Raw genomic sequence first — 26,587 nt, forward strand, 5'->3', positions numbered from 1 at the left:
TCGCCCTCGCCCTCGCCCTCGCCCTCGCCCTCGCCCTCGCCCTCGCCCTCGCCCTCGCCCTCGCCCTCGCCCTCGCCCTCGCCCTCGCCCTCGCCCTCGCCGAATTCTGCAAACCGCGACCAGGCAAACGGTGACCGCGCGTCCCAGGACGGGGCATCCCAGGATTGCGCACCCCAGGACGAGACGACGGTGGGGCAGGCGTACGACCGCGACCGCCCACCCGAGGAAAGCGCGACCCAGGACCGTGCGACCCAGGACCGTGCGACCCAGGACCGTGCGACCCAGGACCGTGCGACCCAGGACCGTGCGACCCAGGACCGTGCGACCCAGGGCCGCGCGACCCAGGACCAGGAGACGGCGGGGCAGGTGCGTGACCGCGAGCGCCCGTCCCGGGAACGGGCAACCCGGGGAGGGGTGATGGTGGGGCAGGTGCGTGAGGGGTTGCGGTTCGTGCTGGGCGATCCGGTGCTACGAGCCATCGCCGCCACGAGTGGACTGTCCAACGTGCTCTTCGTGGCGGCCAACGCCCTCAACGTCTACTTCCTCGTCGAGACCGTAGGGGTCAGCGCCGCCACCGCCGGCCTGCTCTTCTCGACCGCCTCGGTGGCCGCCCTGGTGGCCGCGGCCGTCGCCACCCGGCTCGCGCGGTGGCTCGGGCCGGCCCGGATCATCTGGTTGTCCGTCACCGTCACCAGCCCGTTCAATCTGCTCATCCCGTTCACCGACAAGGGCTGGCGGCTTTCTTTCTTCGTCGTCGGGATCTGTGTCGGCGGCGCCGGCCAGCTCGTGTACGCCATCACCCAGCTCAGCTACCGCCAGGCGGTGGTACCCCGGCCGATCCTGGGCCGGGTCAACGCCACCATGCGCTTCCTGGTCATGGGCCTTCTGCCCCTGGGCGGCCTGCTCGGCGGCGCGCTGGCCACCCTGTCGAGCGTTCGCCTGACCCTGTCCGCCGTCGCGGTGGGTCTCACCCTCGCCCCGATCTTCCTGATCCTCTCGCCCCTGCGGCGTCAGCCCTTGCGGCCCTGAGTGGCCACTCCCTCGATGAAGTAGCGCTGGCCGAAGCTGAACAGCAGCAGCATGGGCAAGGTGACGAGCAGGGACGCCACCATCACGTACTGATAATCGGCCTGTCCGCCCGCCGTCGGGCTGTATTTCGTCATCGCGTAGGCCACTCCGAGCGGCGCCGTGAAGCCCTCGACCGAGCCCGCGTTCAGATAGATCAGGGCGCCCTGGAAGTTGTTCCAGGCCGCCTGGAACTCGAACAGGAACACGATGATGAACGACGGGATCGACAGCGGCATGGCGATGCGCCAGAACATCTGCCAGTAGCTGGAGCCGTCGATCCGGGCCGCCTCGAACAGCTCGCGGGGCAGTCCCAGGAAGAACTGCCTTTGCAGGAAGATGTAGAACGCCGAGCCGAACAGGTTCGCGCCGAACAGCGGCACCCACGTGCCCAGCAGGCCGGTCTGCTTCCAGATCAGGTAGGTCGGGATCATCGTGACCGAGGCCGGCAGCATCATGGTCGCCAGCACCAGCCCGAACAGGATGTTCCGGCCGGGGAAGCGGAAGTAGGCGAAGCCGAAGGCCACCACCGAGCTCGAGACCGACACCAGGGCGGCGGCGAGCAGGGCGATGGCCACGCTGTTGAAGATCCAGTGCACGAGGGGCAGCTGGTTCCAGACCTCGACGTAGTTGTCGAAGCGCCACGTGTGCGGGATCAGCGCGTTGTCGAAGACCTGCCCGGACGGCTTCAGGCTGGCCGCCACCAGCCACACCAGCGGGTACAGGAACAGCGCGGCGAAGCCGATCAGCAACACCGTGAGCAGCACCTGCCCGGCCGACCGGCGGCGCTTCGGCCGGGCCGGCCCGGGAAGGCTGGACGGGCCGGCCTGAGAGACAGCCGCCGGCGGCGCGGTCGTCGCCATCACCGCTCCCCTTCGTAGTAGACGAACCGGTTGCCGATCCGGACCTGGATGGCGGTGAGGATCAGCAGGATGACGAACAGCAGCCAGGCCATGGCCGCCGCGAAGCCGAAGTTGAACTGGCGGAACGCCTGCTGGAACAGGTAGACCGCGTAGAACAGCGACGACTCGGGGGCGACGTTGGTCTGGTCGCGCCAGAACAGCAGGTAGGCCTGGTCGAACACCTGGAACGCGGCGATGGTCAGGATGATGACGTTGAAGAAGACCGCACCGGAGATCATCGGCAGGGTGATGGTGAAGAACTGCCGTACCGGGCTCGCGCCGTCCAGCGACGCCACCTCGTACAGGTCGCGGGGCACGTTCTTCAGCGCCGCCAGGAAGATGACCATCGTCCCGCTGACACCCCACAGCGCCATGAGCACGATCGAGGGCCGCACCCAGGCCGGGTCGACCAGCCATTGCGGGCCCTCGATCCCGACGGCGCGCAGGGCCGAGTTGATGGCGCCGCTGTTGCCGTTGAGCAGCAGCAGGAACACCGCCGCGGTGGCCACGGCGGGCGTCATCTTGGGCAGGTAGTAGACCGTACGGAAGAAGCCCGCCCCGCGCCGGGCCCGATTGAGCAGGATGGCCAGGAACAGCGCGACGATGACCTCCAGCGGCACCGCCAGGACCGCGAAGAACAGGGTGTTCTTCAGCGATCCGGCGACGCGCGGGTCGTCCAGCAGGGCCCGGTAGTTGTCCAGCCCGCCCGGCCGCATCTTGTTGGTGGCCAGGTTGAAGTGGCTGAACGAGATGGCCAGGCTGTAGATCATCGCGCCCAGGGTGAAGATCAGGAACCCGATGATCCAGGGTGAGATGAACAGGTAGCCGGCGATCGCCTCCCGGCGGTTGTACTTGCGGGCCTTCAGTTGCTCCACCGTCGTCAGCCGCCCGCGATCGAGCGGTAGGCCGACATGGTCGCCGTCTGCGCGTCGGCCAGCGCCTGCTGCGGCGTCTTCTTCCCCAGCAGGGCCGAGGTGATCGCGTTCGTCAGTTCCTGCTTGAGCTGCTGACCGGCCGGTGACGCGCCGGCGCTCTTGCCGCTGGTCACCACGTCGTAGTAGGTGCTGATCACCTGGTCGAACCCGGCGTTGCCGCTCGGCTTGACGTACTTGTCGCGGATCGCCTTGTCCGGGCCGGGTGATCCGGTGAACAGGCCGGTGTTTATCGACTTCTCCTTCTCGATGGTGGCCGCGCGGGCCGTGGCCGCCGCGTCCCACGAGCCGTCGTCGGTCAGCGCCAGCGCCCACTTGCAGGCGGCGCTGGGGTTCTTGGCCTTGGCCGGGATCACGAAGGAGCCGCCGTAGGCGACGGTGACGGGCTGGCCGTCCTTGCCTTTGAACGGCACCGCGCCGAGTTTGAGCTTGTCTTTGTACGGCGACAGCACGTTCGGGTACCACTGCGCGTCGACCTCGGCCCCGACCTGGTTCTTGACGAACTGGTTGTTGTCGCCGAACACGTCGAACGCGTCGGTGAAGCTCTTGTACTTGGCGAAGCCGCCCTGGGCGTCGACGATCTTCTTGAGCGTCTCGAGCGGGTAGACGTTGCTCGGGTCGTCGAGCGTCGGCGCGCCGTTGTCGCCCACGAGCTTGCCGCCCTGGCTGATGAACCACAGGTAGGTCTGGCCGACGGCCTGCGGGTTGAAGCCCAGCACGGCCGGGACGCCGCCGCTGGCCTTGTACATCTTCGCGATGGCGGCGAGCAGCACGTCGGGCTTGGAGGTGTCGATCTGCTCCGGGGTGACGCCGGCGGCTTCCATCACCGTCGTGTTCAGGATGATCGCCGGTGGCTGGTAGAACTGCGGAACGGCCCAGACCTGGTTCTTGTACGTCACGTCGCCCACCACGTTGGAGTACCAGCGCTGCTTGGGGTCGACGTCGTGGGCCGAGAAGCATTTCTCCAGCGGCACGATGAGTCCCTGGGCGGCGTAGGTCGGCACGTACTCCCGATCCATCTGCACCACGTCGGGGACGTCGCCGCCGGCCAGCCGGGCGGTGAACTTCTGCGCGTCGAAGCCGGTCTGGTCCATCTTGACGGTGACGCCGTTCAGCTGCTTGGCCGCGTAGTCGATGCGGGCCTTCCCGACGTCGTCGGCGTTGTCGAAGGCCCAGGCGCTGAGCGCACCGGACGCGTTGGCGTCGAACGTCACCGCGTCACCGCCGCCACCCTCGTCACCGCTGCCCGACTCGCAGCCGGCCGTGCCCAGCCCGAGCACGATGGCGACGCCGGCGGCCACTATGGCCGCACGTTTTCTCTCCATAGTGGCCTCCCCGATGTGGGATCCATCCCAGATCGGACGCTAGACCAGCGTGACGGGGCACACAAGGCATCAATATTACCGTTGTGTATCACTGCACTTCAGGGCGGCTTTGGAGGCTTCGTTAGGGCGTATGGCAACGTTTCCACAACCTGGCCGGGACGCGACCGAAGAATCCCCGGTGGGCGGCTCCTTAAACGCGACCGCGCTGCCCGGGCGCCATCCGTTCGGCGGGCGAAGTGGCGTCGGAGGCGTCGCGGTCCGGCTCGGCCCGGCGCCGGCCACCGGGCGCGGCCGCCGACGGCCCGGCCTCCACCGGATCGGCGTCCGGCCGGTCCCACTCGATCAGGTCGGTCTCGCGGACCTCACCGCCGTCGAACGGCACCCGGAACGTGCGGATCCGGTGCGGGCCGAAATCGGCCGTCACCGTCCGGCCCAGCAGCGGAATGCCGAGAACGGCCCGGTGCGTACGGCCGGTGGTCTCCACCGCCCGTACGATCAGGGACCCTCCGTCCTCGTGGGTCTTGACCGCGGTGACCATCACCGGCCCGGCGCCGTCCGACAGATAGCTCTGCGCCGGCGGCAGGGCGCCGGAGTGGAAGCTCTCCAGCATGGCCCGCACCGGCGAGCCCAGCTCGGCCGCCCGGCGGGTCAGCCCGGCCCGCCGCCAGTCGCCGGCGTGCGGCACGAGCAGGTAGCGGAACGTCTGGAGCCCCTGGTCCTGATAGGAGTAGAAGCCGTCCGGGTCGAGCTCGCGCGGATCGTGCCACGAGTAGACCGGGCTGCGCACCGCCGTCATGCCGATGCTCACCCCGGCCGGTTCGGTGGGTGAGACGTCGTACCCGTGCTTGGCGTCGCCGACCACGGCCAGGCCGGCGCGGCCGTCGCTGACGTCGACCCAGGACTGCGCGGGGTTCTCGGCGCCGTCGGCCGGGCGGTCGACGACACCGAACGGGATCTCGTACGTGGCCCGGCGGCACCCCACGGTGGTCGGGAAGCACAACTTGAGCTGGTGGGCCCGCTCCCGCCAGTCGAGGGTGACCCGCACCTCGAGATGGTCGGCGTCGTGGCCCAGCAGGAACTCCTCGACCAGCGTGGACGAGTTCCACGCGCGTTCGACCCGCAGCCGGGCCCGCAGCGGTCCGGCCTCCCGCAGGACGATCCGGCTGACCGGCATGACGGCGCCGGGCCAGCGGTACGACCGGACGTGATGCCCCCACGTGTCGGTCGGATCCCGGCTGACGGCGGTGTGCTCCCCGCGCGCGCCGGCCACCACGTCGGCTCCGGTCCTCTTGTCCAGCAGCGACGACAGCCAGCCGGTGGCCGGGTCGAAGACGGCCCGCAGCCGGTCGTTCTCCAGGACCTCCTCCGTGGCCCGCAGCGCGGTCGGCACGGCGACGGCACCCGGGCGCAGCCGGTAGAGCCGGTAGCCGAACGCCGGCACGGCCGCCTCGAAGACGACCGCCCCGCGGGCGAGGTCGTCGGTGGTGGCGACCGGCTGGATCGGCTGCGACAGCGCGCCGTCGACGTGCACGCCGGACGGCTGGGCGCCGTACTGCAACTCGACGTGCGCGGTGACCTCCCACGGGTGCGGGTTGAAGACGAGCACCGGCTGCGTCCCCTCCTCGAGGGGGATGTCGACCTGACGGGCGATGACATTGTGGGTACGGGCGATGACCCGCTTGGCGATCGCGACGGCCTCCCCCAGCTGGTCGCGGGCGTCGTCGTAGGCGGTCTCGACGGCCGAGCCCGGCAGCACGTCGTGGAACTGGTTGAACAGGATCTGCTGCCAGGCCCGGGCCAGGTCGGCCCGCGGATCGCCCAGGCCGAACAGCGCCGATCCCACGGCCGCCCAGCGCTCGGCGGACAGGATCGCGGCCTGTGCCCTCCGCTGCCACATCTTGATGCCCGAGTGCGCCGAATAGCAGCCCGGCGCGTGCATCTGCAGGTCGTCGCGCCATACCGGCAGCGCGGCCAGGCCGTCCTCGCCCAGGCGCTTGGCCAGCTCGTCGAGGTACCGTCCCGGCGAGGAGATCACCATGCGCCCGTAGGACCCCATCCGGTCGTACCGGTGAATGCTCTCGATGTTGGCCCTGGTCGGCCCGCCGCCGTGGTTGCCCACCCCGAAGAAGATCATCGTGTCGCCGGGCGGCACCGCCCCGAGCGCCTTGTCGACCTGCGCGCCCACCTCACCCGGCGGGCTGCAGTACTCGTACGGAAGCCGGTAGGCCAGGACCCGCGAACCGTCGGCCGACTCCCACCAGAACGCGGTGCCGGTGAGGCTGGTCTCGTGCGGTCCGGGGCGCATGAAGACGTACGAGGTCAGGCCCTGTCCCCGCAGGATCTGCGGGAGCATGCCGTGGTGGCCGAAGGGGTCGACGTTCATGCCGACGCTCGCGGTGACGCCGAACTTCTCGCGGAGGTAGCGCTGCCCGTACAGCCCCTGCCGCACGAAGGACTCCCCGGCCGGCAGGTTGCAGTCGGGCTCCACCCACCAGCCGCCGGTCAGCTGCCAGCGGCCCTCGGCGACCCGGGCCCGGATGCGGGCGAACAGCTCCGGATCCGACTCCTCGACCCACGACAGGAGCACGACCTGGTCGCAGGTGAAGACGAAGTCGGGGTACTCGTCCATGCGGTGGATGGCCGACCAGAAGGTGGCCCGGGCCTCCTGGTAACCCTCCTGCCACGGCCACAGCCACACCGGGTCCAGGTGGGCGTGCCCGACCATGTGCAGCGTGCGGTGCGGGGTGGCCAGCGGCCGCTCGGCCCCGGGACCGCAGGACGGCTGGTCGCCGTTGGGCGCGTTGGCCATCGGCGCGGTCACGGCCCCGGCTCCTCACCGGCGGCCCACGCGTCCACCATCTCGCTGATCACATGCAGCATCAGGGTGTGCATCTCCTGGACACGCTGGGTGCTCTTGGACGGCACGAGCAGAACCCGGTCGGCCCGGGCGGCGCCCGGTGCTCCGCCCGCGAACAACACCGTGGCGGCCCCGCGCGCCCGCGCGGTGTCCAGCGCCGAGACCACATTGGGCGACCGGCCCGAGGTGGTGAAGGCGACCACGACGTCGCCGGGCCGGGCCAGCGCCTCGATCTGGCGCGCGAAGACGTCGGCGTAGTCGAAGTCGTTCGCCACACAGGTGAGAACGCTGGGGTCGGTGCTGAGGGTGACGGCCGGCAGCGGCCGCCGCTCCCGCTTGAAGTGCCCGACCAGTTCCCCGGTGAGATGCTGGGCGTCGGCCGCACTGCCCCCGTTGCCGAGCGTGTAGACGGTGCCGCCACCGGCCAGCCGCCGGCAGATGAGCTCGCCGGCCGCCCGTATCTCAGCGGTCAGCTCCCCCAGCGCCGACGCCACGGCGACGTGCTCGTCCAGATGGCTCTCCAGCCAGTGCACCATGGCCGGCGCCATCGGCCCCCGCCCGCCCTCCAGCCCGCGTTCCAGCCCGCGTTCCAGCCCGCGTTCCAGCCCGCGTTCCAGCCCGGCCTCCAGCCCGCGTTCCAGCGCCGCCTCCAGCCCGCCTTCTAGCCCGGCCGAAACCTCGATTCGCGCGGCCTCGAACCCGGTCGGCGTTCCGGCCTCCACCGACTCTCCCGCCGCGAGCTCGCCCCGCGGTGGGCTTGAGGCCGCGAACTCGCCCCGCGGTGGGCTTGAGGCCGCGAGCTCGCCCCGCGGTGGGCTTGAGGCCGCGAGCTCGCCCCGCGGTGGGCTTGAGGCCGCGAGCTCGCCCCGCGGTGGGCTTGAGGCCGCGCGCGGCGGTCCGGTGTGGGTGCTGCCGAGTCCGGGCCGTGAGCTACCGGTGGGTGGCGGGGCCAGGGCGATGACTCCCGCGCCGATGACGCCGACGCGGTCGCCGAGGGCGGCCGGCTCGACGCGGGCGGCCCGGGCGGCCGGCGGCATGGCTTCGCGGGCGACCACCTCACGCACCGGCCCGAGGAGCATGGCGCCGGCCCGGGTGACGCCGCCGCCCAGCACGACCAGGTCGGGTTCGAAGACGTTGACCAGGTCGGCCACGGCCGCGCCGAGCAGGTCCACCGTCTCCGCCCAGACCGCTGCCGCCGCCGGATCCCCCGCCGCGACGGCCGCCGTCACGCCGGCCGCGGTCATCTCCCGGCCGCAGGCTTCGCGGGCTCGTTGCGCTATCGCGCTTCCCGAGGCGTACGCCTCCACACAGCCCCGCCGCCCGCACGCGCAGAGCCGCCCGCCCCGGCGCACGATGATGTGGCCGAACTCCCCGCCGTTGCCGGCCGCGCCCCGGTGCAGCCGCCCGCCCACCACCGCGCCGCCACCGATCCCGGTCGAGACGGTCAGGTAGAGCATCGTTGCCGTACCCCGCCCGGCTCCGAACCGGTATTCGGCGACCGCGGCCGCCGTGGCGTCGTTCTCCAGCACGAACGGCACCCCGAACGCCTCGGCCGCCAACGGCCCGATGGGCACCCGCGTCCACCCCGGCAGATGCGGCGGGCTCATCAACATCCCCGACGGCCCGTCGAGCGGCCCCCCGCAGGCGATCCCCACGGCCCGGATCCCCCGTGCGCCGACCGCGCGGAGAGCCTGGTGTCCCAGGTCGAACAGGCACGCCGTGGCGTCCCGCCAGTCGCCGGTGTGCGGCGTCGGCGTGGTCACCAGGCCGTGCGCCGTGCCGTCGGCGGTGACCACGGCGGCGGCCAGCTTCGTGCCGCCGATGTCCAGGCCCAGCACCGGCCCGGCGTCGCCCGGACAGGGCGCCAGCAGATCGGTACCACTCACCGGGGCCTCCACATGGGATCGATCCCACACCGGCGAGCGTAGGAGGAGTGCCCGGGACGGGTCAAGAGTCAGGCCGGCGGGGCCGTCGATCCGCGCGACACGACGGACGCCGACAGCAGGACCGTGCGCACGGGGGCGAGCGGCGCCTGGATCCGGTCGATGAGCTGGGACACCGCGGCCTCGCCGAGCGCCACCGTGTCCTGCCGGACCGCGGTCACCCCCGGAGTCACCATGCTCATCCACGGGACGTCGTCGAAGGACACCAGGCTCAGCTCGCCCGGGATCGACCGGCCCAGCTCGGCCGCCGTCCGGAACGCCGCCTCGGCCAGCACGTTGTTGGCCGCGAAGACCGCCGTCGGCGGGTCGGGGCGGGTCAGCAGCGCGCGGATGCCGACCCGGGCCGCCTCCACGTCCCACCCCGCCGTCACCACCAGCGACTCGTCCAGCGGCACCCCGGCCGCCGCGAAGGCCGCCCGATAGCCCGCCAGCCGGTCCCGGCCGGTGGTCCAGTGCATCTCGTCGATGACCAGGGCGATACGCCGGTGACCGATCCCGATCAGCTGCTGGGTGACCCGCTGGGCGGCGCTGCCGTTGTCCACCAGCACCGCGTCGCACACGCCGGCCGAGAACTGCCGGTCCACCTCGACCACCGGGATCCGCTGCCGGCCCAGGTACGCCCCGAGCTCGGCCGACACCGGCGTCACGATGACCCCCGCGACCCGCAGCGCCACGAACGTCTCGGCCGCCTCCGCCTCCACCCCGGCCGAGCCGCCGTCGTCGGCCAGCATCATCGTGTACTGCCGCTTGCGGGCCTGCGCGCTGATGCCCGCGGCCAGCCCCGCGTAGAACGGGTTGTTCAGGTCGGACAGCAGCACGCCGATCGACTGGCTGGCCTGCCGGCGCAGGTGGCGGGCGGTCGCGTCGGGCACGTAGCCGAGGTCGTGGGCGACCGCGCGGACCCGGTCGCGCACCGGCGGCGCCACGTAGCCGTGGCCGGTCAGCGCGCGGGACGCGGTGGAGCGGGACACCCCGGCCGCCTCGGCCACCTCGCGGATGGTGGCCCGGCGCGCCACTCCCTCAGCCGTCACGTCGCCTCTCTCTCCCACACGTCCACGATGGCCTCGGCGTGCTGACCCAGGTGGAGGGCGCCGATGCTGACGTCGGCGGCCAGCCGGGCCCGGCGCCGCGGAGACCCCGTCGTCACCTCGATCACCGCGTCGTCCTCGCCCCGCGGGGGCAGGGAGATCGTCGCCACGTCCGGCACGGCCACCCACCCTACCGGCAGGACCATTCTGATCACGGCCTTCTGTACGGTGGTCTGGGGGTTGACCACGGTCACGCGCAGGCGCAGGACGGCACCAGTTTCCGCTCGCGCGTAATAGGGCGCAATCCTCGCCATCACCCCGTCCGGGCCGGTGCCGAGCTCGTCCAGCGGCAGCAGTTCGCGGTGCAGCCGGTCCTGCTCGTCGGCTTCCCGGGCGACCAGCGCGAAGTACTCCTCGTCGACCCAGCGGGCCGGCCAGTGCCCGAAGATCATGAGTTGCGGCGCGACGGCCCGGTACAGCCGCGCGCAGGCCTGGTAGTCGCCGAGCCGGAAACGGTTGCGGTACTGGTAGTTCAGCACTTCCCGGGGCCCGCCGACGGCGCCCAGGCCCACCTGCTGGTCGCCCGTGGCCAGCACCTTCACGCCGTCCACGACGAACTCGTACGCCGCCTGGTAGAGGGTGTGCCCGGGCAGGTCGTGCACGGTGATCTCGTACTCCCGCCAGCGGAACGACCCGCCCAGCCTCAGCCGCCGGTCGACCGGGATCGGGTCGAACCACGTACACGGAAGGTCCTGGTCCATCGGCGCCTCGAGGATGTCCGCGACGTGCTCGGGGGCCCACACCTCGGTGCCCTCGACGTCGCGCAGCAGGTTCAGGCCGGCCACGTGATCGTCGTGGTAGTGGGTCGGCAGCGCGACGTCGATCGAGGTGACGCCGTACCGCCGGCGCAGCGCCGGCAGCGAGCCCAGCCAGGGCCGGCGCGAGGCCCGGTCGCCGCCGGGCGGCAGGCCGGTCTGCATGTCGTATCCGTAATCGATCAGCAGCGCGGCCCGAGTCCCGGAGATCAGCACGTAGCTGCACGCGCTGCCGGTCCGGTTCTGCAACAGGTGGCGGGTCAGCTCGAGGAAGGGATTGGCCAGCCAGTCGGCCAGATCCCAGGGGTACGGACGGCGCGAGTCCACGTACTGGTTCATCCGCGCGGCCAGCAGCGTGAGCGCCGCCGCCGGTTCGGCCATCGGTTCGCCGTGCGACGGCAGAAGCAGATCCAGTTCCCGCTGTACGAGGGTGAGGCAGCTCAGCACGGTCATGGCCGGGCCCTCGTTCTCCACGTACGACCATTGGGTCGCGGCCAGCGACCACACCTGGCCCGGCCCGTAGATGAGGTCGCCGGTGAAGGCGATCCGCCGGCCGCCCCGCTCGATCACGTACGTCACCGACCCGGTCGTGTGCCCCGGCGTCGGCAGCACCTCGACGGTCGTGCCCGCGTACACCCGGCGCCGGTACTCGGGCACCACGTCGTGCACCGGCACCGGCTCGAGCAGGGAGAACTTGTCCTGCCGCAGGTTGTAGTCGTTGCGCAGGGTGCGGCCCTGCCACATCTCCTCGACGTCGTCGAACAGCTCCCGCTCGGCCGGCGGCACGTGGACCCGTACCCCCTCGGCCGTGGCCCACCGCAGGCCCTGGGCCTGGTCGCGGTGGTGGTGGGTCATCAGCACGTCGGTGATCCGGTCGACGCCCATGGCGGCCAGGTGCTCGAAGGCCCGGCCCGACCCGAAGTCGATCGCCACGGCGGTCCGGCTGCCACCGGGATCGGCGATCACGTAGACGTTGCAGGTGTCGGCGACCCGGAACACGCCGGGGGCGATCTCGGCGAAGGGCATGCCGGTATGGTATCGATTCCACATCGGCCCCGCCTCTACTGTGGATTGGACCGGTACGCCTTCCACGTGCGCGCCACGAGCATCAGGTCGTCCGCGGTGAGCTCCTCGCCGGAGCTGTCGACGCGCTCGGCGTAGTACAAGGCCGGCACGCCGAGCCTCGCCTGCGCCTCGACATAGGCCCGCCACTGGGCGCGGTCGGCGATCGGCCACTGGTCGGTGTCGATCAGGTGGTACGGCAGGCAGGCGCTGACCACGGCGTGCCGGAAGGCCAGCTGGTCGGCGGCGGCCACCTCCGCGCCGGCCGGGTCCCGTTCGAGGATGTCGTTCAGCCGGATCATGTCGCTGACGTCCCCGAACCCCGGATGCGGGGCGTGGGTGACGACGAGGGCGTCCGGCTTGGCGCTCTTCGCGGCGCGGTACATGGTCTCGAGCAGGCGGTGCAGCAGCGCGATCCCCCACGGCGCGCCCGCTTCCGCACCCGGCCGGCGCAGCCCTCGCCCCGACGGCGCCCGCTGCGTGAAGTCGATCTTGAGGCCGTCCGCGTCCAGCCCGTCCGGCCCGAGCAGCCACGCGACGATTCCCGCCAGCCGCTCCCGGTAGGCCGGGCAGCCCGGGTCGGTCGCGACCGGCGTGCCGCCCGGGTCGGTCACGCATTCGGCCACCGGCAGGCCACCGGGATCCCACGCCTTCCACCACAGCAGCACCCGCTGACCGGCCGCGTGCCGCCCGGCGATCCAGGCCCGCAGGTCCGGCCAGCGGGTCACGTCCGGCTCGCCCGTCCCGTACGCCAGCTGCCAGCGATCATCGACCACCACGGTGCCCGGGACGACACCGTGGTCGGCCAGCCGGGCCAGCCACCCGTCGTACCGGTCCTGCCGCGACAGCGCGACCGCCGTGGTCACCCCGGCCGGCACCACGGCCGGACCCAGGTCCCGCAGATGGTACGGATGGGAGGTGGGCTGCCCGGGAATCGGCGCGGCCGCGCATTGCGCGCCCCACCCGCAGAAGATCGGCTCCCGCCACCACGCCGCCTGTTCGCCGCCGGCCCCGGCCGGCGCCAGTTCCCGCAGAGCCGTCCACGGGTCGGCGGCACGCCGGAGAACCACCGGCGGGGTTTCGAAAAAACCGTCGATTGCCGTACGGCCTTCGTAATCGGCCACCAGCAGGAAGCCACCGTCGAGCGGGTCGTAGCGCAGCGCCGGAAACCGAAGATCGGCCACGTCGCCGCCCAGCGCGGCACTCAGCACCCCGCCGCCGCCCGTCCGCCGGAACACGAAACACAGCGGCGGCGGCGAGAAGACCGCGTGCAGCCGCCCCGCGGACGCGTCCCCGACGACGCCGAGCGAGGCCGCACTGCCGGCCGGCCGCTCGAACTGCACCGGCTCGGCCGGCGCGGGAACGAAAACGGAGGCGAACTCGATCGACGACCGGAACACACCACAGGCCCCGTCCGGCAGCGTCCCCCGCCCACCGAGCAGCCGCACCTCACCGAGCGGCCCGGCCCCGCGTACCCGAACCCGAACCTCGACCCGATCCTCGAAGCACCGCAGCACGACGCTCTTGAACTCCCACGCGCTCGACGCCACAACGACCTCGAACTCCGCCATCTCCACCCGCGGCGCACCCTCGACCGCCTCGCGTCCCGCCCCAACCGCCGGCTCCACCTCGGCCCGCGACGCGCCCTCGCCCGGCTCCCAGCCGGCAACGACCGGCGGCCCCACCCCGCCCGTCTCCCGCTCCACCTCGCCCGGCTCCCGCCCCACCTCGGCCGGCTCCCGCCCCACCTCGCCCGGCTCCCGCCTCACCTCGGCCGGCTCCCGCTCCACCTCGCCCGGCTCGCGCCCCAGCTCGGCCGGCTCCCGCCCGGCGGCGGCCCGCGACGCGCTTGCGACCGGCTCGCGGCGTGCAGCGACCGGCGGCGCCGGACCGGACAGCTCGCGGCGCGCGACGACCCGCGGCCGGCCGTAGGACTCGTCCGGCACGTCGGCCCGGTCCACGGAGGCGAGCAGGCTGAGCCGCGACCAGATCCGCCCGTCAGGGTCCGCGAGCACCGCGACCAGCTCCGGGACGCGCACCTGCACGACGTAGTCGGCGGCGACGACGGTCCACGTGCCTTCGCCCTCGCTGAGCTCCATCCGCTACCGGCCCACGGCCACGCCGACGAAACGCTCGAACATCGCGTCGTAGGTGGCGCCCCCGCCCGGCACGACCTCGGACGGCAGCGCCGGCACGTCCCCGAATCCGGCCCGGGCGAGGGCGAGCAGAGCCGCCCCGGCCGCGACGGTCTCCGGCTCGGCCACCATGCGAAGACCCCGGGGCAGAACCCGGGCCTTGATACGAACCCAGGCGGGGTTGGCCGCAACCGGCCCACCGAAGAGGAAGACCGTCGGCGCGACCGGCTCAGCCGCGAGCCGCAGTTGCTCGGCCAGCATCCAGCGCGCGTGCAGGCTCAGCCCTTCCAGCAGAGCCTTCCCCAGCAGAACGGAGCCGTGCTCCGGCCGCCGCCCCACCACACGTAACCGGGCCTCCGGATCGGGCACAGGAGTCTGCCGCCCCGCCAGATAAGGCAGGACAATCACGCCGGTCGGCTCCTCACCAAGCTCCACAACCGCGCCAAAAGGGTCGCCGCCGGAATCCGAAGCCCCCACGACCGCGTCTCGGCGCCCGCGAACGCCGCCCAGCACGGGAGGGCCACCCAGCGCGGGAGGGCCATCAGGCGCTGGGCCGCCTTCGAGTGGGTCGTCGCCCCTGGCTTCGTGCTTCAGCCACCAGGCGATCGTGGCGCCCGCGCTGGCAGAACCGGCCAGGACGGCCCGGTGGCGGCCCTCGACCGTGAGGACGACGCTCATTCCGGCCCGGCCGGCCTCGACCGGTGAAGGGTGGCCGCCGACGAGCGTCATGACGGCCTCGGCCGTGCCCACCGAGTCGGCCACGTCGCCCGGGGAGCGCACCCCGCAGGCGTACGCGCCGACCTGATGATCGTGGCCCGCCACCACCACCGGCGTGCCGGCCCTCAGCCCGCAGGCGACGAACGCCGGATCGCTGACCACGCCGGCCACCTCGCCCGGCGCGACGACGGCCGGAAGCTGCGACGGCCGCAGACCCACCTCGGCCAGCAGGTCCGGGTCGAACGCCCCGGCGAGCCCCTCCCCCTCCGCCGGCAGCCGGTAGGCCATCGTTCGGCCGGCCAGTGTGTGGTCGGTCGCGAGCCGTCCGGTGAGCTGAAGACAGGCCAGGTCGGCCGCCCCCGACCACCTCGCCATCGCCGCCCACACCGACGGCCGGTGCTCCCGTAGCCAGGCCAGCTTGGCCAGCGGCACCTTGGCGCTGGGCCGCACGCCCGTAGCCGCGATCAGCTGTTCCCGCCCCAGCCGCCCGGCCAGCGCCTCCGCCGCCGCGGCCGCCTCCCGCTCGTGCCAGCGCAGCCACGGCCCCAGCGGCTCCCCGGCCGCGTCCAGCGGCACCCCGGTCTCCGCCATCGACGCGATCCCGACGACATCCGGCGGCGACACCCCAGCCGCCACCCACCGTCCCGGCCCAGCCCCAACCGGCCCAGCATCGACCGACCTACTCCAGGCCGGCCCGCTCCAGGCCGACCTACTCCCGGCTGGCCCGCTCCCGGGCGGTCCGCTCCCGGTCAGTACTTGCGCGATCAACTGGAGGAGGGTCCTTCTCAGGGCGCCCGGCGCCGGCGTGGGCGCGGACGCGACCGCCCGCACCCGCGGTGCCGGGCCGCCCGCGTCGACCAGCGCGACCTTGGTGTTCGTCGTTCCGACATCGATGCCGAGCGCTGATGGCACGGCATCAGTCTGTGCGAGCCCCGCGATCCGATCAAGAGAGCTTGGCGCGGACCTCGTCCATGTCCAGCTCCTCGACCGCCGTGATGACCTTCTCCAGGGCCGCGCCGGGCAGGGCGCCCGGCTCCGAGAAGACCATGATCCCGTCGCGGAAGACCATCAGGGTCGGGATCGAGGAGATGCCGGCGATGGCCGACAGGCGCTCCTCGGCCTCCGTGTCGACCTTGGCGAAGACGATCTCCGGGTGTTGCTCGCTGGCCTTCTCGTACACCGGCGCGAAGCTGCGGCACGGGGCGCACCAGTCGGCCCACCAGTCGACCAGCACGATGCCGTCGCCCGTCACCGTCTGCTGGAAGGTCTCCTTGGTCAGGTTCACCGTACTCATCTGTGCTGTCCCCTTTCGTGGCGCACCGGCGAAACCACCGTACCGAGGACGAAATTCCCGTGGTCAGTAGTCGGTGAGCTCCTTGGCCAGGTGGTCGACGACGGCGCGGGCGTCGTCCTCGATGCCGTTGATGAACGAGGAGCGCCGGCGGCGCAGCATGGGCAGGCCCAGGGCGTAGAGTCCGGGCGCGTCGGCCACGCCGCCCTCGTGGCGCAGGCGGCCCTTCTCGTCGACGACCGGGACGTCGAGCCAGCTGTAGTCGGGGCGGAAGCCGGTGGCCCAGATGACGGTGCTGATCTCGCCGCCGCGCAGGTCGAGCTGGAGGCGGGTGGACGCGGCGACGGCGGTGGGCTCGAAGGCCACCGGATCGGTGACGCCGGCCCACGAGTCGAAGCCGGCCAGCAGGCGTTTCATCTTCAGATCGGCCAGGGAGCACACGTTGCGCAGGCCGCCCGAGAACAGGGCCACCCCGTCGCGGACGGCGGCCAGGCGGCCGACCAGTTCGACGCCCAGCCCGCTCAGGGTGTTGAGGTCGAGCGTGTCCCGGGCCGGTGAGCCGATCAGCTGCGGTGAGGGCAGCCGGCGGGCCCGGTTCAGGTCGTCGATCTCGTCCCAGCGCTGGTCCCACACGCCGGAGGCGTCCATCCACCACAGGATGTCCCGGCCCCGGTACAGCCGGGGCAGGCGGACGTGCTCGCCGACCGAGAGGACGACCGGGCGGCCCGACCGTCGCACCTCGGCCGCGAGCTGCACGCCGGTGGCTGAGGCGCCGACCACGAGCACGCCGCCGTCGGGCAGCTCGGACGGGCCGCGGTAGCCGAGCGGGGTCAGCTGCGTCAGGGAGGCCGGCACCTCCGTACGGAAAGCCGGGGTTGTGGCGATGTTCGCCGCGCCGCTGGCGATGACGACGGACCGGCACTCGATCTCGCCCTGGTTGGTGGTGACCTGGTAGCCGTCGCCGGACGGGCGCACCGACAGCACCTCGCACGAGGTGCGCACAGGGGCGTCGACGACGCGGGCGAAGCGCGACACGAGGGACGCGACCTCGCCCGACGTCATGTACCCGTCCGGGTCGGGGCCGTCGTAGTCGAGGCCGGGCAGGCGGCTCAGCCAGTTCGGGGTGAGCAGCCGCAGCGAGTCCCAGCGTTCGCGCCGCCACGAGTTGGCCACCTCGCCCCGCTCGAGGACGACGTGGTCGACCGATCGGCCGCGCAGGAAGTGGCTCGCCGCCAGGCCGGCGTGACCGGCCCCGACGACGACAGTGGTGACGCGTTCGATGACTCGGCCCGCCTCAGGCGACCTCGACCGTGACGTTCGTCGGATTGGTCAAGGCGTCGTAGACCGCCGAGCGCTTCTGCGACTGGGCGACCAGGGCCTCGATCTCCTCCGTGGAGGCGTCGGCGTCGATGTTGAAGGTGACCTTGACGTCGTTGAAGCCGTTGCGGACGTCGCTGTCGGCGCCGAGGATGCCGCGGATGTCGTGGGCGCCCTCGACCGTGGACTCGATCGAGCGGACCTGGATGCCGCGGTTCTGCGCGACCGAGGCGACGCCGGCGGTGAGGCAGGCGGCCAGGCCGACGAGCAGGTACTCGATCGGGGTGATGCCGTTGTCCTCGGCCGCGAAGACCTCGGGGTGGTCGGCCGAGAAGACCGACTCGCTCTTGTGGCTCTGCTCCTGGCCGAGGCCGAAGAACTTCTGCACGGTGGCCGTGCTGTGCACGCCCTTCTCCCACTTGGAGGTGGCGCGCCAGGTGAACTGGGCGGCCTCGGGGGCGCCCTTGAGCGCCTCGCGGGCGTCGAGCAGCGCCTGCACGTTCACGCCGTTGTCAACTACGGTCATGGTCCAATTGCCCCTTTGAACATAAACCCGATAGGGATTCCCGACAAACATACTGGCCTGCGCAGACGGCGTATAGATAGCATCTCCCGCATGGTGAGGCCCTTGACCGTCGAAACACAGTTCCTTGATCTGCCGGGGTCTCTGCCGCTGGACAGCGGCCGCGAGCTGCGTGAGGTCCGGGTGGCGTACGAGACGTACGGCACCCTGTCCCCCGAGCGTGACAACGTCATCCTCGTCTGTCACGCCCTGAGTGGAGACGCTCACGCTGCCGGATATTCGGCGACGGCGCCGGCCGCGAGCACCCGCGACGGTTTCGCGGCCGAGAGCCGCGACGGCTCCCAGGGCAAGGCCCTGGGCTGGTGGGACGGCATGATCGGCCCCGGGAAGGCGTTCGACACCGACCACTACTACGTGGTGTCGACGAATCTGCTCGGCGGCTGCCGGGGCTCGACCGGCCCCTCGTCGACGAACCCCGACACCGGCCGGCCGTACGGATCGGACTTCCCGGTCATCACCGTGGCCGACATGGTTCGGTGCCAGCGGGCGTTCCTCGACGAGCTCGGCATCGAGCGCCTGGCCTCGGTGGCCGGTGGATCCCTGGGCGGCATGCAGGCGCTGCAGTGGGCGGTCGACCACCCGGATCAGGTCGACTCGATCGTGGTGATCGCGTCCACCCACGGGCTGCACCCGCAGGGCATCGCCTGGAACGCCATCGCCCGCGAGTCGATCCGGCGCGATCCGGCCTGGCAGGGCGGCCACTACTACGGCACCGGCCGCAAGCCCGACGGCGGCATGGGGGTGGCCCGCATGGTCGGCCACGTCACCTACCTGTCCGCGCCGGCGCTGGAGGACCGGTTCGCCCGGCGGCTGCAGTTCGCCGACGACATCCGCTACACGATCGACCAGCCGGAGTTCGAGGTCGAAAGCTACCTCGACCATCAGGCGGAGTCGTTCGTGAAACGGTTCGACGCGAACACGTACCTCTATCTGTCGAGGGCCTTGACCTATTTCGACCTGGCTCGTGGCCACGCTTCCCTCGCCGCCGCGCTTTCCCAGACCAAAGCCCGGGCGCTGCTCATCGCCTTCACATCGGACTGGCTGTATCCACCCCTCGCCTCGGAGGAGATCGCCGCCGCCCTGCCCGGCGAGAAGGAACTGCACATCATCGACGCCCCGTACGGCCATGACTGCTTCCTCCTGGAGGAGGCACGGCAGACTCCGATCGTCCGCCGCTTTTTCAACCTGGAGTCAGAGTGATCGAGGAAGCACACGAGTTCGGTTTCGAGACCCGGCAGCTGCACGCCGGGCAGCGGCCCGACCCCAACACGGGCGCCCGCGCGGTGCCGATCTTCCAGACGTCCAGCTACGTCTTCGAGGATCCGGAGTCGGCGGCCGCCTACTTCAATCTGCAGGAGTACGGCAACACGTACTCCCGGATCATGAACCCGACCACCGCCGTCTTCGAGGAGCGGGTGGCCAACCTCGAGGGCGGCTCCGGGGCGGTGGCGTTCTCCAGCGGCATCGCGGCCCAGGCGGGCGCCCTGTTCACCCTGCTCGAGCCGGGTGACCACGTGGTGGCGTCGTCGGCCCTGTACGGCGGCACGGTCAACCAGCTCAAGCACCTGCTGCGCAAGATGAACGTGGAGCTGACCTGGGTCGACCCCGACGACCCGGACGCGTGGCGCAAGGCCGTGCAGTCCAGCACCAAGGCGTTCTTCGGCGAGACCATCGGCAACCCCGGCGGCAACGTGCTCGACCTCGAGACGATCGCCGGCATCGCCCACGAGCACGACCTGCCGCTGATCGTGGACAACACGTTCGCCACGCCGTACCTGTGCCGCCCGATCGAGTGGGGCGCCGACATCGTCATCCACTCGGCGACCAAGTTCATCGGCGGCCACGGCACCAGCATCGGCGGCGTGGTGGTCGAGGCCGGCACGTTCAACTGGTCGAACGGCCGGTTCCCGGTGGTGGCCGACCCGTCGCCGGCGTACCACGGCCTGCAGTTCCACGAGACGTTCGGCGAGTACGGCTACCTGATGAAGCTGCGCGCCGAGACGCTGCGCGACCTGGGCGGCACGCTGTCCCCGTTCAACGCCTTCCTGTTCCTGCAGGGCCTGGAGACGCTGTCGCTGCGCATGGAGCGGCACGTCGAGAACGCGCTCACGATCGCCGCCTTCCTGCAGGACCATCCGCTGGCCGCCAACGTCAGCTACCCCGGGCTGCCCGGCAGCAAGTACGCCCCGCTCGTCGAGAAGTACCTGCCGAAGGGCGCCGGCGCGGTCTTCTCGTTCGACGTGGCCGGCGGCCGCGACGGCGGCCAGGACCTGATCCGCGGCGTCACCCTCTGGTCCCACCTGGCCAACGTCGGCGACGCCAAGAGCCTGATCATCCACCCCGGCAGCACCACCCACCGCCAGCTCAGCGACGAGGAGCTGGCCGCGGCCGGCGTCGGCCCGGGCACGGTACGCCTGTCGGTCGGCACCGAATCCGTCGACGACCTCATCTGGGACCTGTCCCAGGCCTTCGAAGGGCTGAAGCGATGACCGACCTGACGCAGTACCAGGACGTGAAGGACATCCAGCGGGTGCTGCACACGTCCAAGACGATCGCGATCGTCGGGCTGTCGAACAACTCGCTACGGGCGAGCTACTTCGTGGGCTACTACATGAAGCGCCACGGCTACAAGGTCATCCCGGTCAACCCACGCGAGCCGGAGATCCTGGGCGAGACCAGCTACCCGAGCCTGCGCGACGTCCCCGAGCCGGTCGACGTGGTGAACGTCTTCCGCGCCCCGAGCGCCGTCCCGCAGATCGCGTCCGACGCCGTGACGATCGGCGCCAAGACTCTCTGGTGCCAGTTCGGCGTGATCAGCTCCGAGGGCGCCCAGACCGCGACAGACGGCGGCCTGACCGTCATCATGGACCGCTGCCTCAAGGTCGAACACGCCCGCTACGTAGGCCGGATGAACTGGCTGGGCTTCAACACCAAGCGAATCACCGCGGTCCATACAGGGCTGCAGTGATCCTCCGCCGCCGGATTACACGTTGGGCGATTCCACCTGGCGTGACCACCTCGATGACGCTCCCCGCACCATCACCTCAAGCTTCCCGCCGCTCACCTCGGGGTCTCGCCGGCGTCCGAGTCAGAAACGCGCGAATGAACGCGCCGACCTCGGCGGAGGTAGTCAGGCTGCCCGCGCGTCGAGCCACGAGGGCCGGCGGGGCACTGCCAGGTAAAGTCGCCGCTTCCTCGTACACGACGCCATCTCCTCGACCCTCGTAGGTGGTGACCCTGCCGCCGTCGATTCGGAAACTTTTCGGCGTCGGCTGGCCGATTCCCACCACGGTGGTTACCTGGGTTCCCGCGGCGGCCAGCAAGGCGCTGCTCTCCTCGAGGTCGAGCCGGCGACGGAACGCCTCCGCGGCCAGTTCCCCGCTTCCGCCGACAGACACGACGTCCTCGATGGTCAGCCTTCGGAGATCTCCCGCGGTGTCGACACAGCGGTACGCCGGCAGTATGTCGTACATGGCGGGCATCGACTGGTAGAGCTGCCGCAGGCCGAGAACGCGCGAGCCGCCATGCCTAGCCACCGAGGTCACAGCGGTCACCGTGCCGTGGAAGGGGGTGCCGATGGCCAGGAACCGCCGCACGTAGGGCGCACCGCCGAACGTCGTCAGGTAATTCAGGGCGACCAGCCCGCCGAGGGAATGCGCGACGACGGTCAACTTCGCGTCCGGACCGCCGGACGGGTGGGCTCGCCAGCGCGCCAGGTGAAATTCGGCTGACGCGCTGAGCCGCTTCGCGTTATGGGCCACGGAAAGGCGCCAGTCGTAGGCGAAGTTGAGAAGGGCATCGGGATGGGCCACGCTCGACCTCATCTCACCGAGAAACGTGAAGTACGGGTCCAGGTCGACCACGCCGGGAAGAACCACACCCGACCGAATCAGGCGGCCGGCCGTGATTCGGCTGATGTCCCCGGCCCTGTCCTCATCGGTGACGAGCAGCCGTTCAGTGGTGCCCCGGACGAAGCGAACAGCATTGCCGGTCCCAGATCCCCACAGCACTCGCCCGCTCGCGGCATCGACGAGTTCGCTGCCGCCGATCCCCGGGACGAACACCACCGCGTCCCTCGAGGTGTCGAAGTCCGCATGCCGGGCCGTCGCGGTGACAACAGGCCGGCTTTCTTCCCGCCCTGCGGCCAAGACGTCGCGGCGGCTACGCACCGCCGCCGCCTCACTCGACCGGCCCAGCGCTGCATAGAGGGCTTCCAGGTGCTTCAACTCACCCGTCAACCCGGACAGGCTGTCGATCTCCTCGAACAGCGCGACAGCTTCGACGCATGCCGCGAGCGACTCCTCCATACGATTGGCGTCCGCGAGCAGCCGCGAGAGATTGCTCAACGCCGCGGCGAGACCGGGCAGGTGCACCTCTCCTTTGACATCGACTATGCGGCGCTGTTCCTCAACGGCCTCTTCGCTGAAGGCGAGAGCTTCGTCGCGACGGCCCACTACAGCCAGAAGGTGCGACCATTCACTCAGCGCCGAAGCAAGCCCGGGCGCATAGAGGTCGCGATTCCGCCGGGTCAGTTCACGATGCAGAGCGATCGCTTCCCCGCCGGCCTCCAGCGCCTCCCTCAACCGCCCTACCGACTCCAGGTTTCGCGACAACTTCGTCAAGGTAGCCGCAAGACCGGGAAGGTGCTCCCACCGATCCCTCTCGGCAAGTTCTCGATATATCGACGTCGCTTCCACGCTGTCGCTCAGCGCCTGCTCCCGACGTCCTGCCGAGGCGAGGAGCTCGGACCGGACGTTCAGGACCACGGCCAGATCGGGGCCGGAGGAGCGCAGAAGGCGATACAGGTGCACGGCTTCTTCACTCGCGGCGAGAGCCTCGGCGTATCGGCTGACCGCGGCGAGGACGTGAGCTTGGGTGTTCAGTGCCCTGGCCAACGAGCCCAGGTCGTCGTCACCGTCTTGCTGAAGCCGGCGACGGAGATCGACAGCCTCCCTGCTCGCGGCGAGGGCCTCGGAGTATCGGCCGGCCGCCGTCAGGTATTCCGAGAGTTCGGTCAGCGCCGTGGCGAGGGGGGAAAGATTGCCGGGTTCACGCTCGCTGAGTCCTCGTTGCACGCCGACCGTCTCACCGGCCGCGTTCGCCGCTTCGCCGTATCGCCCGTTCGCCGCGAGCGCATCCGCGAGCGCGTCGAGGTCTCTGGCCAGTTTGCGGAAATCGCGGTCGTTGGAGACCTGCAGCCGCTGCCGGTCAACAGTCTGCTGAAGGCTCCGCAATCGCGCGTCTTCCGCGCCGGCGTTTTCTTCGGTTGGCGAGAAAATTACCGAATAGTCAACCCCGATCAAGGCGACCCGAATATTCCCACTCCACGTTCCGTAACTGATCATGAGGGCTTTGAGCTCATCAAGGACCAGGTTCCAGTCAGCCTCAGAAGAAGACTCCGGGACCAAGATGAACTGACCGTCGAGCCAGCCCAAGTCGATCGGCGCATCGCTGACAACAGCAATATTACGGAAAGGCAGGGGGCCTTCACGATCGAGCAAATGGGCATGCCGCGAGAGCTTGTCTCTGGCTGCCTCGAAAGAGAAGTGCCAGTAGAAGGTGTTCAGAGATTCCCGCGGCACATCAGGATCTCCGGGCGAGGACTTGTGGACCAGAGCGATCTGGAGCGCCGGGTCGATCCCGATGACTGAAACATAGACGCCGTCGCCGTCATTATTGAAGGACGCACGCAACATTATTCCAAAATCGTCAATTCCCGACGTTCGCAGAACGGTACCGGAAAGTTCATGGTCGCCGCCTTCCGTCCCCCAGCTGATATCCAGGCGCGGGAAGTTGTGGCCGAAGTGAAGCTGCTTCGGGGAAGTTGCCACGCCTACTTCCCGGGCGGCGCGGACGGCCTCGATGTCACTTCCGGGGAGGAGTTCCAGAGTGGTGAGATCCGCGCGGGCTGACGGATCGCCCGCGCGGAGGCGTTCGGCGGCCTCGGCGATCTCGTCGTTCAAGGTGATGCCGGGGGCCGGCTGGGCCGTCAGGCGGCCGCGCATCGCGACGATCCAGTCCGAGGAGAGCTCGACCGATGATGTCCCGTCCGCCTGGAGGTCGTCGAGCCAGCTGACCGCTCCGGCCGGGTCCAGAATTCCGGCGACGGTCAGCCTCTGGGCCTGAGCCAGATACGGCTGACCACCCCAGACGCCGGGCTGGTCGCAGTAGCGCTCGAGGAGCAGCGCGACCTGTTCCACGCGCTCGCTGCCGTATCGGGTGCGGAGGCTCACCAGCAGCGACCGGCGCAGGTCCTCGTCGATTTCGAAGAGCTCGCCGCCCAGTTCGCGAACGAGCGGCGACGCCAGCAGGTCAGCCTCGACCGTCCAGGGCAGATCGTCGGGTGGGTCCACGAAGAAGTTGATCCGTAGGAGGTTGAGGAAAGGCGGGTCGATCACGACCGGGAGGGCCGCGTGGCAGGCCAGTTCGATCGCCCCCGGCGGCAGGGTTCGGCGGGCCTCGGTCAGGCGGGTGGCGGCCCGGGCGCCGGCGGTGGGGCTCACAGCGGCGCCGCCACGGACACCGGCCGTCCGCGCAGCACGTCGACCGCCGCGTACATGCCGTCGCGGTCGAGCGGAAACATGGGGATGTGGCGGGCGATCTGCGCGGCCGAGGTCTCGGCCCAGCGGTCGGTGGCGAGCGGGTTGAGCCAGCAGACCCGGGCCCGCCGCGCGTTCACCGCCAGGCCCAGGGCGACCGCGTCGAAGATGCGGGTCGCGACCAGCGAGCCGCGCTGCGCGCCGGCGTCGCTGACGATGACGACGCCGGCCCCCGCGGTCAACGTGTCGAGCACTTTGCGCGCCGGCCGGCGCCGGGTGAGATCCGGGTCGTCGTAGATCCAGCCTTTGGTCAGGGGTGGGATGCGGTCGATGATGGTGTCGAGCTCGACGGCGAGCGGGTCGGTCAGGTCGGCCATGGTGCTCCGGTCGGGGCTGCGGCCGAGCGAGTTGCGGAAGTAGCCGATAGTGATCGAGTCGAGCCGGGCGGCGCGGACGATCGACCGGGTCACGTGGTCGACGAAGTTGTGGAACGGGGTCATGGAGCCCTGCCGGTCGATGAGTAGGAGCAGGCGCGCGCTGTTGATCCGGCGCGGCATCAGCACCGGCGCGGTGACCACCCCGGTCTTCGCGTACCGGGCGACGGTGGCCTCGACGTCGAGCTCGGTGCGGGGGCCGTGCCGGCTCGGGCGGCGCAACCGTCGCCAAGCCTGGGCAATCTCACGCTCCGACATCGGATATTGCGGGCGGGTGATGAGGTACGGAGCCGGTCGTCCCGACCGGGGTGGGTCGGCTCCGCCTCCGCGCAACGCCGGGCGCGTGACGTCCAGATCCGCTTCTCGGGCGTCCGGGACCGGCTCGAGCTCCCGGCCCGCGGGCGACTCCACGGGGATCTCCGCCGCCGGGCGGGTTTCGCCGGCCACTCGTTCCAGGGGCTCCAGCGACCAGTCCGGCGGTGCGACCAGGTGGAGCGTCGAGGTGATTATCTCGGCATCGCGGCGCGAGGTCGCCCACAGCGCCACGCACAGGGCACCGAGCGCCTCGGTCGAGTGGAGGCCGTGACCGGCGGCCAGAGCCGTCCGCAGCGTCACGCAGTCGTCGACGCCGAGCCGGAGGCCACGCCGGCGCAGCCGGTCCACGAGGTCGCGGGCGAACGCCGGCATCGGGCCGGCCATTACGCCCGGTTCCGTTTCTCCACCCGCACCTGGTCGTCGTAGTTCTTGACCAGCGAACCGAGCTTCGGCAGTCCGGCGATCTCCTCGGCCGTGACCTCGTCCCGGCGCATGCTCTCGACCCAGTCGAGGAGCTCGCTGAGGCCGGGCTTGTAGGTCAGGTCGAGTTTGCGGAGCTCGAGGAGGGTGTCGATGGCATTGTCGCGAACCTCGTCGTCGGCGATGCCGTGCATGTCGAGGATGTCGTCGAGGTCGTCCTCGGGAAACCGGACATAGTGGAACACGCAGCGGCGCAGGAACGCGCCGGGCAGCTGTTTCTCCTCGTTGTTGGTGACGATGATGATCGGGCGGAGGTCAGCTCGGCCAGCCGGCACCGCGTACGCGATGTCAGGGACCTCGTCGACCTCGAACCGCAACTCGTCGAGCTCGCGGAGCAGGTCGTTCGGGAAGTCGAGGTCGGCCTTGTCGATCTCGTCGATGAGCAGCACCGAGCGCCGTCCGAGCTGCGCGCGGGCGATGACGCGTCCGAGCGGGCCTAGCCGTACGTAGGTCTCCGGCTCGGGAAGCTTCTCCTTGAGGATGCCGCTCAGCTGCGCGTCGGCGAGACGGCGGACCGCGTCGTAGGTGTACAGCAGGTCGCGCGCCCGGCTGGTGGATTTGACGTGCGCCTGCTCCAAGGGCAGGCCCAGACGGTACGCCACGGCGTGCGCCAGGCGGGTCTTACCGACGCCCGGGTCGCCCTGCACCAGCAGTGGACGGCCCAAGGTGATGGCGATGTTGACGGCTTCGCACAGGTCACCGGTCAGCAGGTACGGCTCCGGCGAGACGGTACGTGTCTCGGGTGCCTCGAGCGGCGTGGACGCGTCCTCGATATCCCGCGTGGCCGGCGGGGTGCCCGGCTCGAGACGGGTCGAGGTGTCGATGGCGCGGCGGACGTACACGTCGA

19 protein-coding genes are annotated in these 26,587 nt (G+C 70.9%); 4 read left to right on the forward strand and 15 right to left on the reverse strand.

The annotated features are described in order from the left end of the window. Positions 1-189: 189 nt before the first annotated feature. The gene (locus tag AB0C26_RS32975) at positions 190-1,029 is read left to right on the forward strand and encodes an MFS transporter (RefSeq protein ID WP_360255539.1); all 840 of its coding nucleotides are present in this window, start codon (positions 190-192) and stop codon (positions 1,027-1,029) included. Here the strand turns inward: AB0C26_RS32975 and AB0C26_RS32980 are convergent. The 12 genes from AB0C26_RS32980 to AB0C26_RS33035 form a co-directional block, all read right to left on the reverse strand. Then, complete coding sequence (locus tag AB0C26_RS32980) at positions 1,011-1,928, reverse strand: carbohydrate ABC transporter permease (protein WP_360255541.1); 918 nt, start codon at positions 1,926-1,928, stop codon at positions 1,011-1,013. The genes AB0C26_RS32975 and AB0C26_RS32980 overlap by 19 nt on opposite strands. Further along, complete coding sequence (locus AB0C26_RS32985) at positions 1,928-2,842, reverse strand: sugar ABC transporter permease (protein ID WP_360255543.1); 915 nt, start codon at positions 2,840-2,842, stop codon at positions 1,928-1,930. Before AB0C26_RS32985 ends, AB0C26_RS32980 begins: the two co-directional genes overlap by 1 nt. Positions 2,843-2,847: 5 nt before the next feature. Continuing rightward, positions 2,848-4,224: an extracellular solute-binding protein gene (locus tag AB0C26_RS32990; RefSeq protein WP_360255546.1), complete on the reverse strand. Its 1,377-nt coding sequence runs from the start codon at positions 4,222-4,224 to the stop codon at positions 2,848-2,850. Positions 4,225-4,414: 190 nt separating this feature from the next. Further along, positions 4,415-7,045 (reverse strand): glycoside hydrolase family 38 C-terminal domain-containing protein, encoded by a 2,631-nt coding sequence (locus AB0C26_RS32995; protein WP_360255548.1) that lies wholly within the window; start codon positions 7,043-7,045, stop codon positions 4,415-4,417. After that, positions 7,042-8,967 (reverse strand): ROK family protein, encoded by a 1,926-nt coding sequence (locus tag AB0C26_RS33000; protein ID WP_360255550.1) that lies wholly within the window; start codon positions 8,965-8,967, stop codon positions 7,042-7,044. Before AB0C26_RS33000 ends, AB0C26_RS32995 begins: the two co-directional genes overlap by 4 nt. 68 nt (positions 8,968-9,035) lie before the next feature. Further along, positions 9,036-10,055 carry a LacI family DNA-binding transcriptional regulator gene (locus AB0C26_RS33005; RefSeq protein WP_360255553.1) on the reverse strand — a complete coding sequence of 340 codons (1,020 nt, stop codon included), beginning with the start codon at positions 10,053-10,055 and terminating at the stop codon, positions 9,036-9,038. After that, positions 10,052-11,893, reverse strand: a complete 1,842-nt coding sequence (locus AB0C26_RS33010; protein WP_360255555.1) for an MBL fold metallo-hydrolase — start codon at positions 11,891-11,893, stop codon at positions 10,052-10,054. The genes AB0C26_RS33005 and AB0C26_RS33010 overlap by 4 nt, the downstream gene beginning before the upstream one ends. Positions 11,894-11,928: 35 nt before the next feature. After that, positions 11,929-14,028, reverse strand: coding sequence for a hypothetical protein (locus AB0C26_RS33015; RefSeq protein WP_360255557.1), 2,100 nt, complete (start codon positions 14,026-14,028; stop codon positions 11,929-11,931). Positions 14,029-14,031: 3 nt separating this feature from the next. After that, entirely contained in the window at positions 14,032-15,693 is a 1,662-nt protein-coding gene (locus AB0C26_RS33020; protein ID WP_360255560.1) for an FGGY family carbohydrate kinase, read from the reverse strand. Positions 15,694-15,724: 31 nt separating this feature from the next. Further along, positions 15,725-16,075, reverse strand: a complete 351-nt coding sequence (locus tag AB0C26_RS33025) for a thioredoxin family protein (RefSeq protein ID WP_360255562.1) — start codon at positions 16,073-16,075, stop codon at positions 15,725-15,727. Between the two features lie 63 nt (positions 16,076-16,138). Next, on the reverse strand, positions 16,139-17,398 hold the full coding sequence (locus tag AB0C26_RS33030; RefSeq protein WP_360256089.1) for an NAD(P)-binding domain-containing protein: 1,260 nt from the start codon (positions 17,396-17,398) through the stop codon (positions 16,139-16,141). Next, positions 17,367-17,915, reverse strand: coding sequence for an OsmC family protein (locus AB0C26_RS33035; RefSeq protein WP_360255564.1), 549 nt, complete (start codon positions 17,913-17,915; stop codon positions 17,367-17,369). The genes AB0C26_RS33030 and AB0C26_RS33035 overlap by 32 nt, the downstream gene beginning before the upstream one ends. A 90-nt stretch (positions 17,916-18,005) precedes the next feature. On the opposite strand from AB0C26_RS33035, the gene AB0C26_RS33040 reads away from it, so the two are divergent. The 3 genes from AB0C26_RS33040 to AB0C26_RS33050 are packed head-to-tail and all read left to right on the forward strand — an operon-like array spanning position 18,006 to position 20,940. Then, the gene (locus AB0C26_RS33040; protein ID WP_360255567.1) at positions 18,006-19,172 is read left to right on the forward strand and encodes a homoserine O-acetyltransferase; all 1,167 of its coding nucleotides are present in this window, start codon (positions 18,006-18,008) and stop codon (positions 19,170-19,172) included. Continuing rightward, the gene (locus tag AB0C26_RS33045) at positions 19,169-20,461 is read left to right on the forward strand and encodes an O-acetylhomoserine aminocarboxypropyltransferase/cysteine synthase family protein (protein WP_360255569.1); all 1,293 of its coding nucleotides are present in this window, start codon (positions 19,169-19,171) and stop codon (positions 20,459-20,461) included. The genes AB0C26_RS33040 and AB0C26_RS33045 overlap by 4 nt, the downstream gene beginning before the upstream one ends. Then, positions 20,458-20,940, forward strand: a complete 483-nt coding sequence (locus AB0C26_RS33050; protein ID WP_360255572.1) for a CoA-binding protein — start codon at positions 20,458-20,460, stop codon at positions 20,938-20,940. Before AB0C26_RS33045 ends, AB0C26_RS33050 begins: the two co-directional genes overlap by 4 nt. A gap of 76 nt (positions 20,941-21,016) precedes the next feature. Here the strand turns inward: AB0C26_RS33050 and AB0C26_RS33055 are convergent, their stop codons facing one another. The 3 genes from AB0C26_RS33055 to AB0C26_RS33065 are packed head-to-tail and all read right to left on the reverse strand — an operon-like array spanning position 21,017 to position 26,582. Next, complete coding sequence (locus AB0C26_RS33055) at positions 21,017-24,475, reverse strand: tetratricopeptide repeat protein (RefSeq protein ID WP_360255575.1); 3,459 nt, start codon at positions 24,473-24,475, stop codon at positions 21,017-21,019. Beyond that, the gene (locus AB0C26_RS33060; protein WP_360255578.1) at positions 24,472-25,644 is read right to left on the reverse strand and encodes a VWA domain-containing protein; all 1,173 of its coding nucleotides are present in this window, start codon (positions 25,642-25,644) and stop codon (positions 24,472-24,474) included. The genes AB0C26_RS33055 and AB0C26_RS33060 overlap by 4 nt, the downstream gene beginning before the upstream one ends. After that, positions 25,644-26,582 carry a MoxR family ATPase gene (locus tag AB0C26_RS33065; protein ID WP_360255581.1) on the reverse strand — a complete coding sequence of 313 codons (939 nt, stop codon included), beginning with the start codon at positions 26,580-26,582 and terminating at the stop codon, positions 25,644-25,646. The genes AB0C26_RS33060 and AB0C26_RS33065 overlap by 1 nt, the downstream gene beginning before the upstream one ends. Between the last annotated feature and the right edge of the window lie 5 nt (positions 26,583-26,587).

It is taken from the genome of Actinoplanes sp. NPDC048796, from assembly GCF_040650035.1.
Lineage (GTDB): Bacteria > Actinomycetota > Actinomycetes > Mycobacteriales > Micromonosporaceae > Actinoplanes.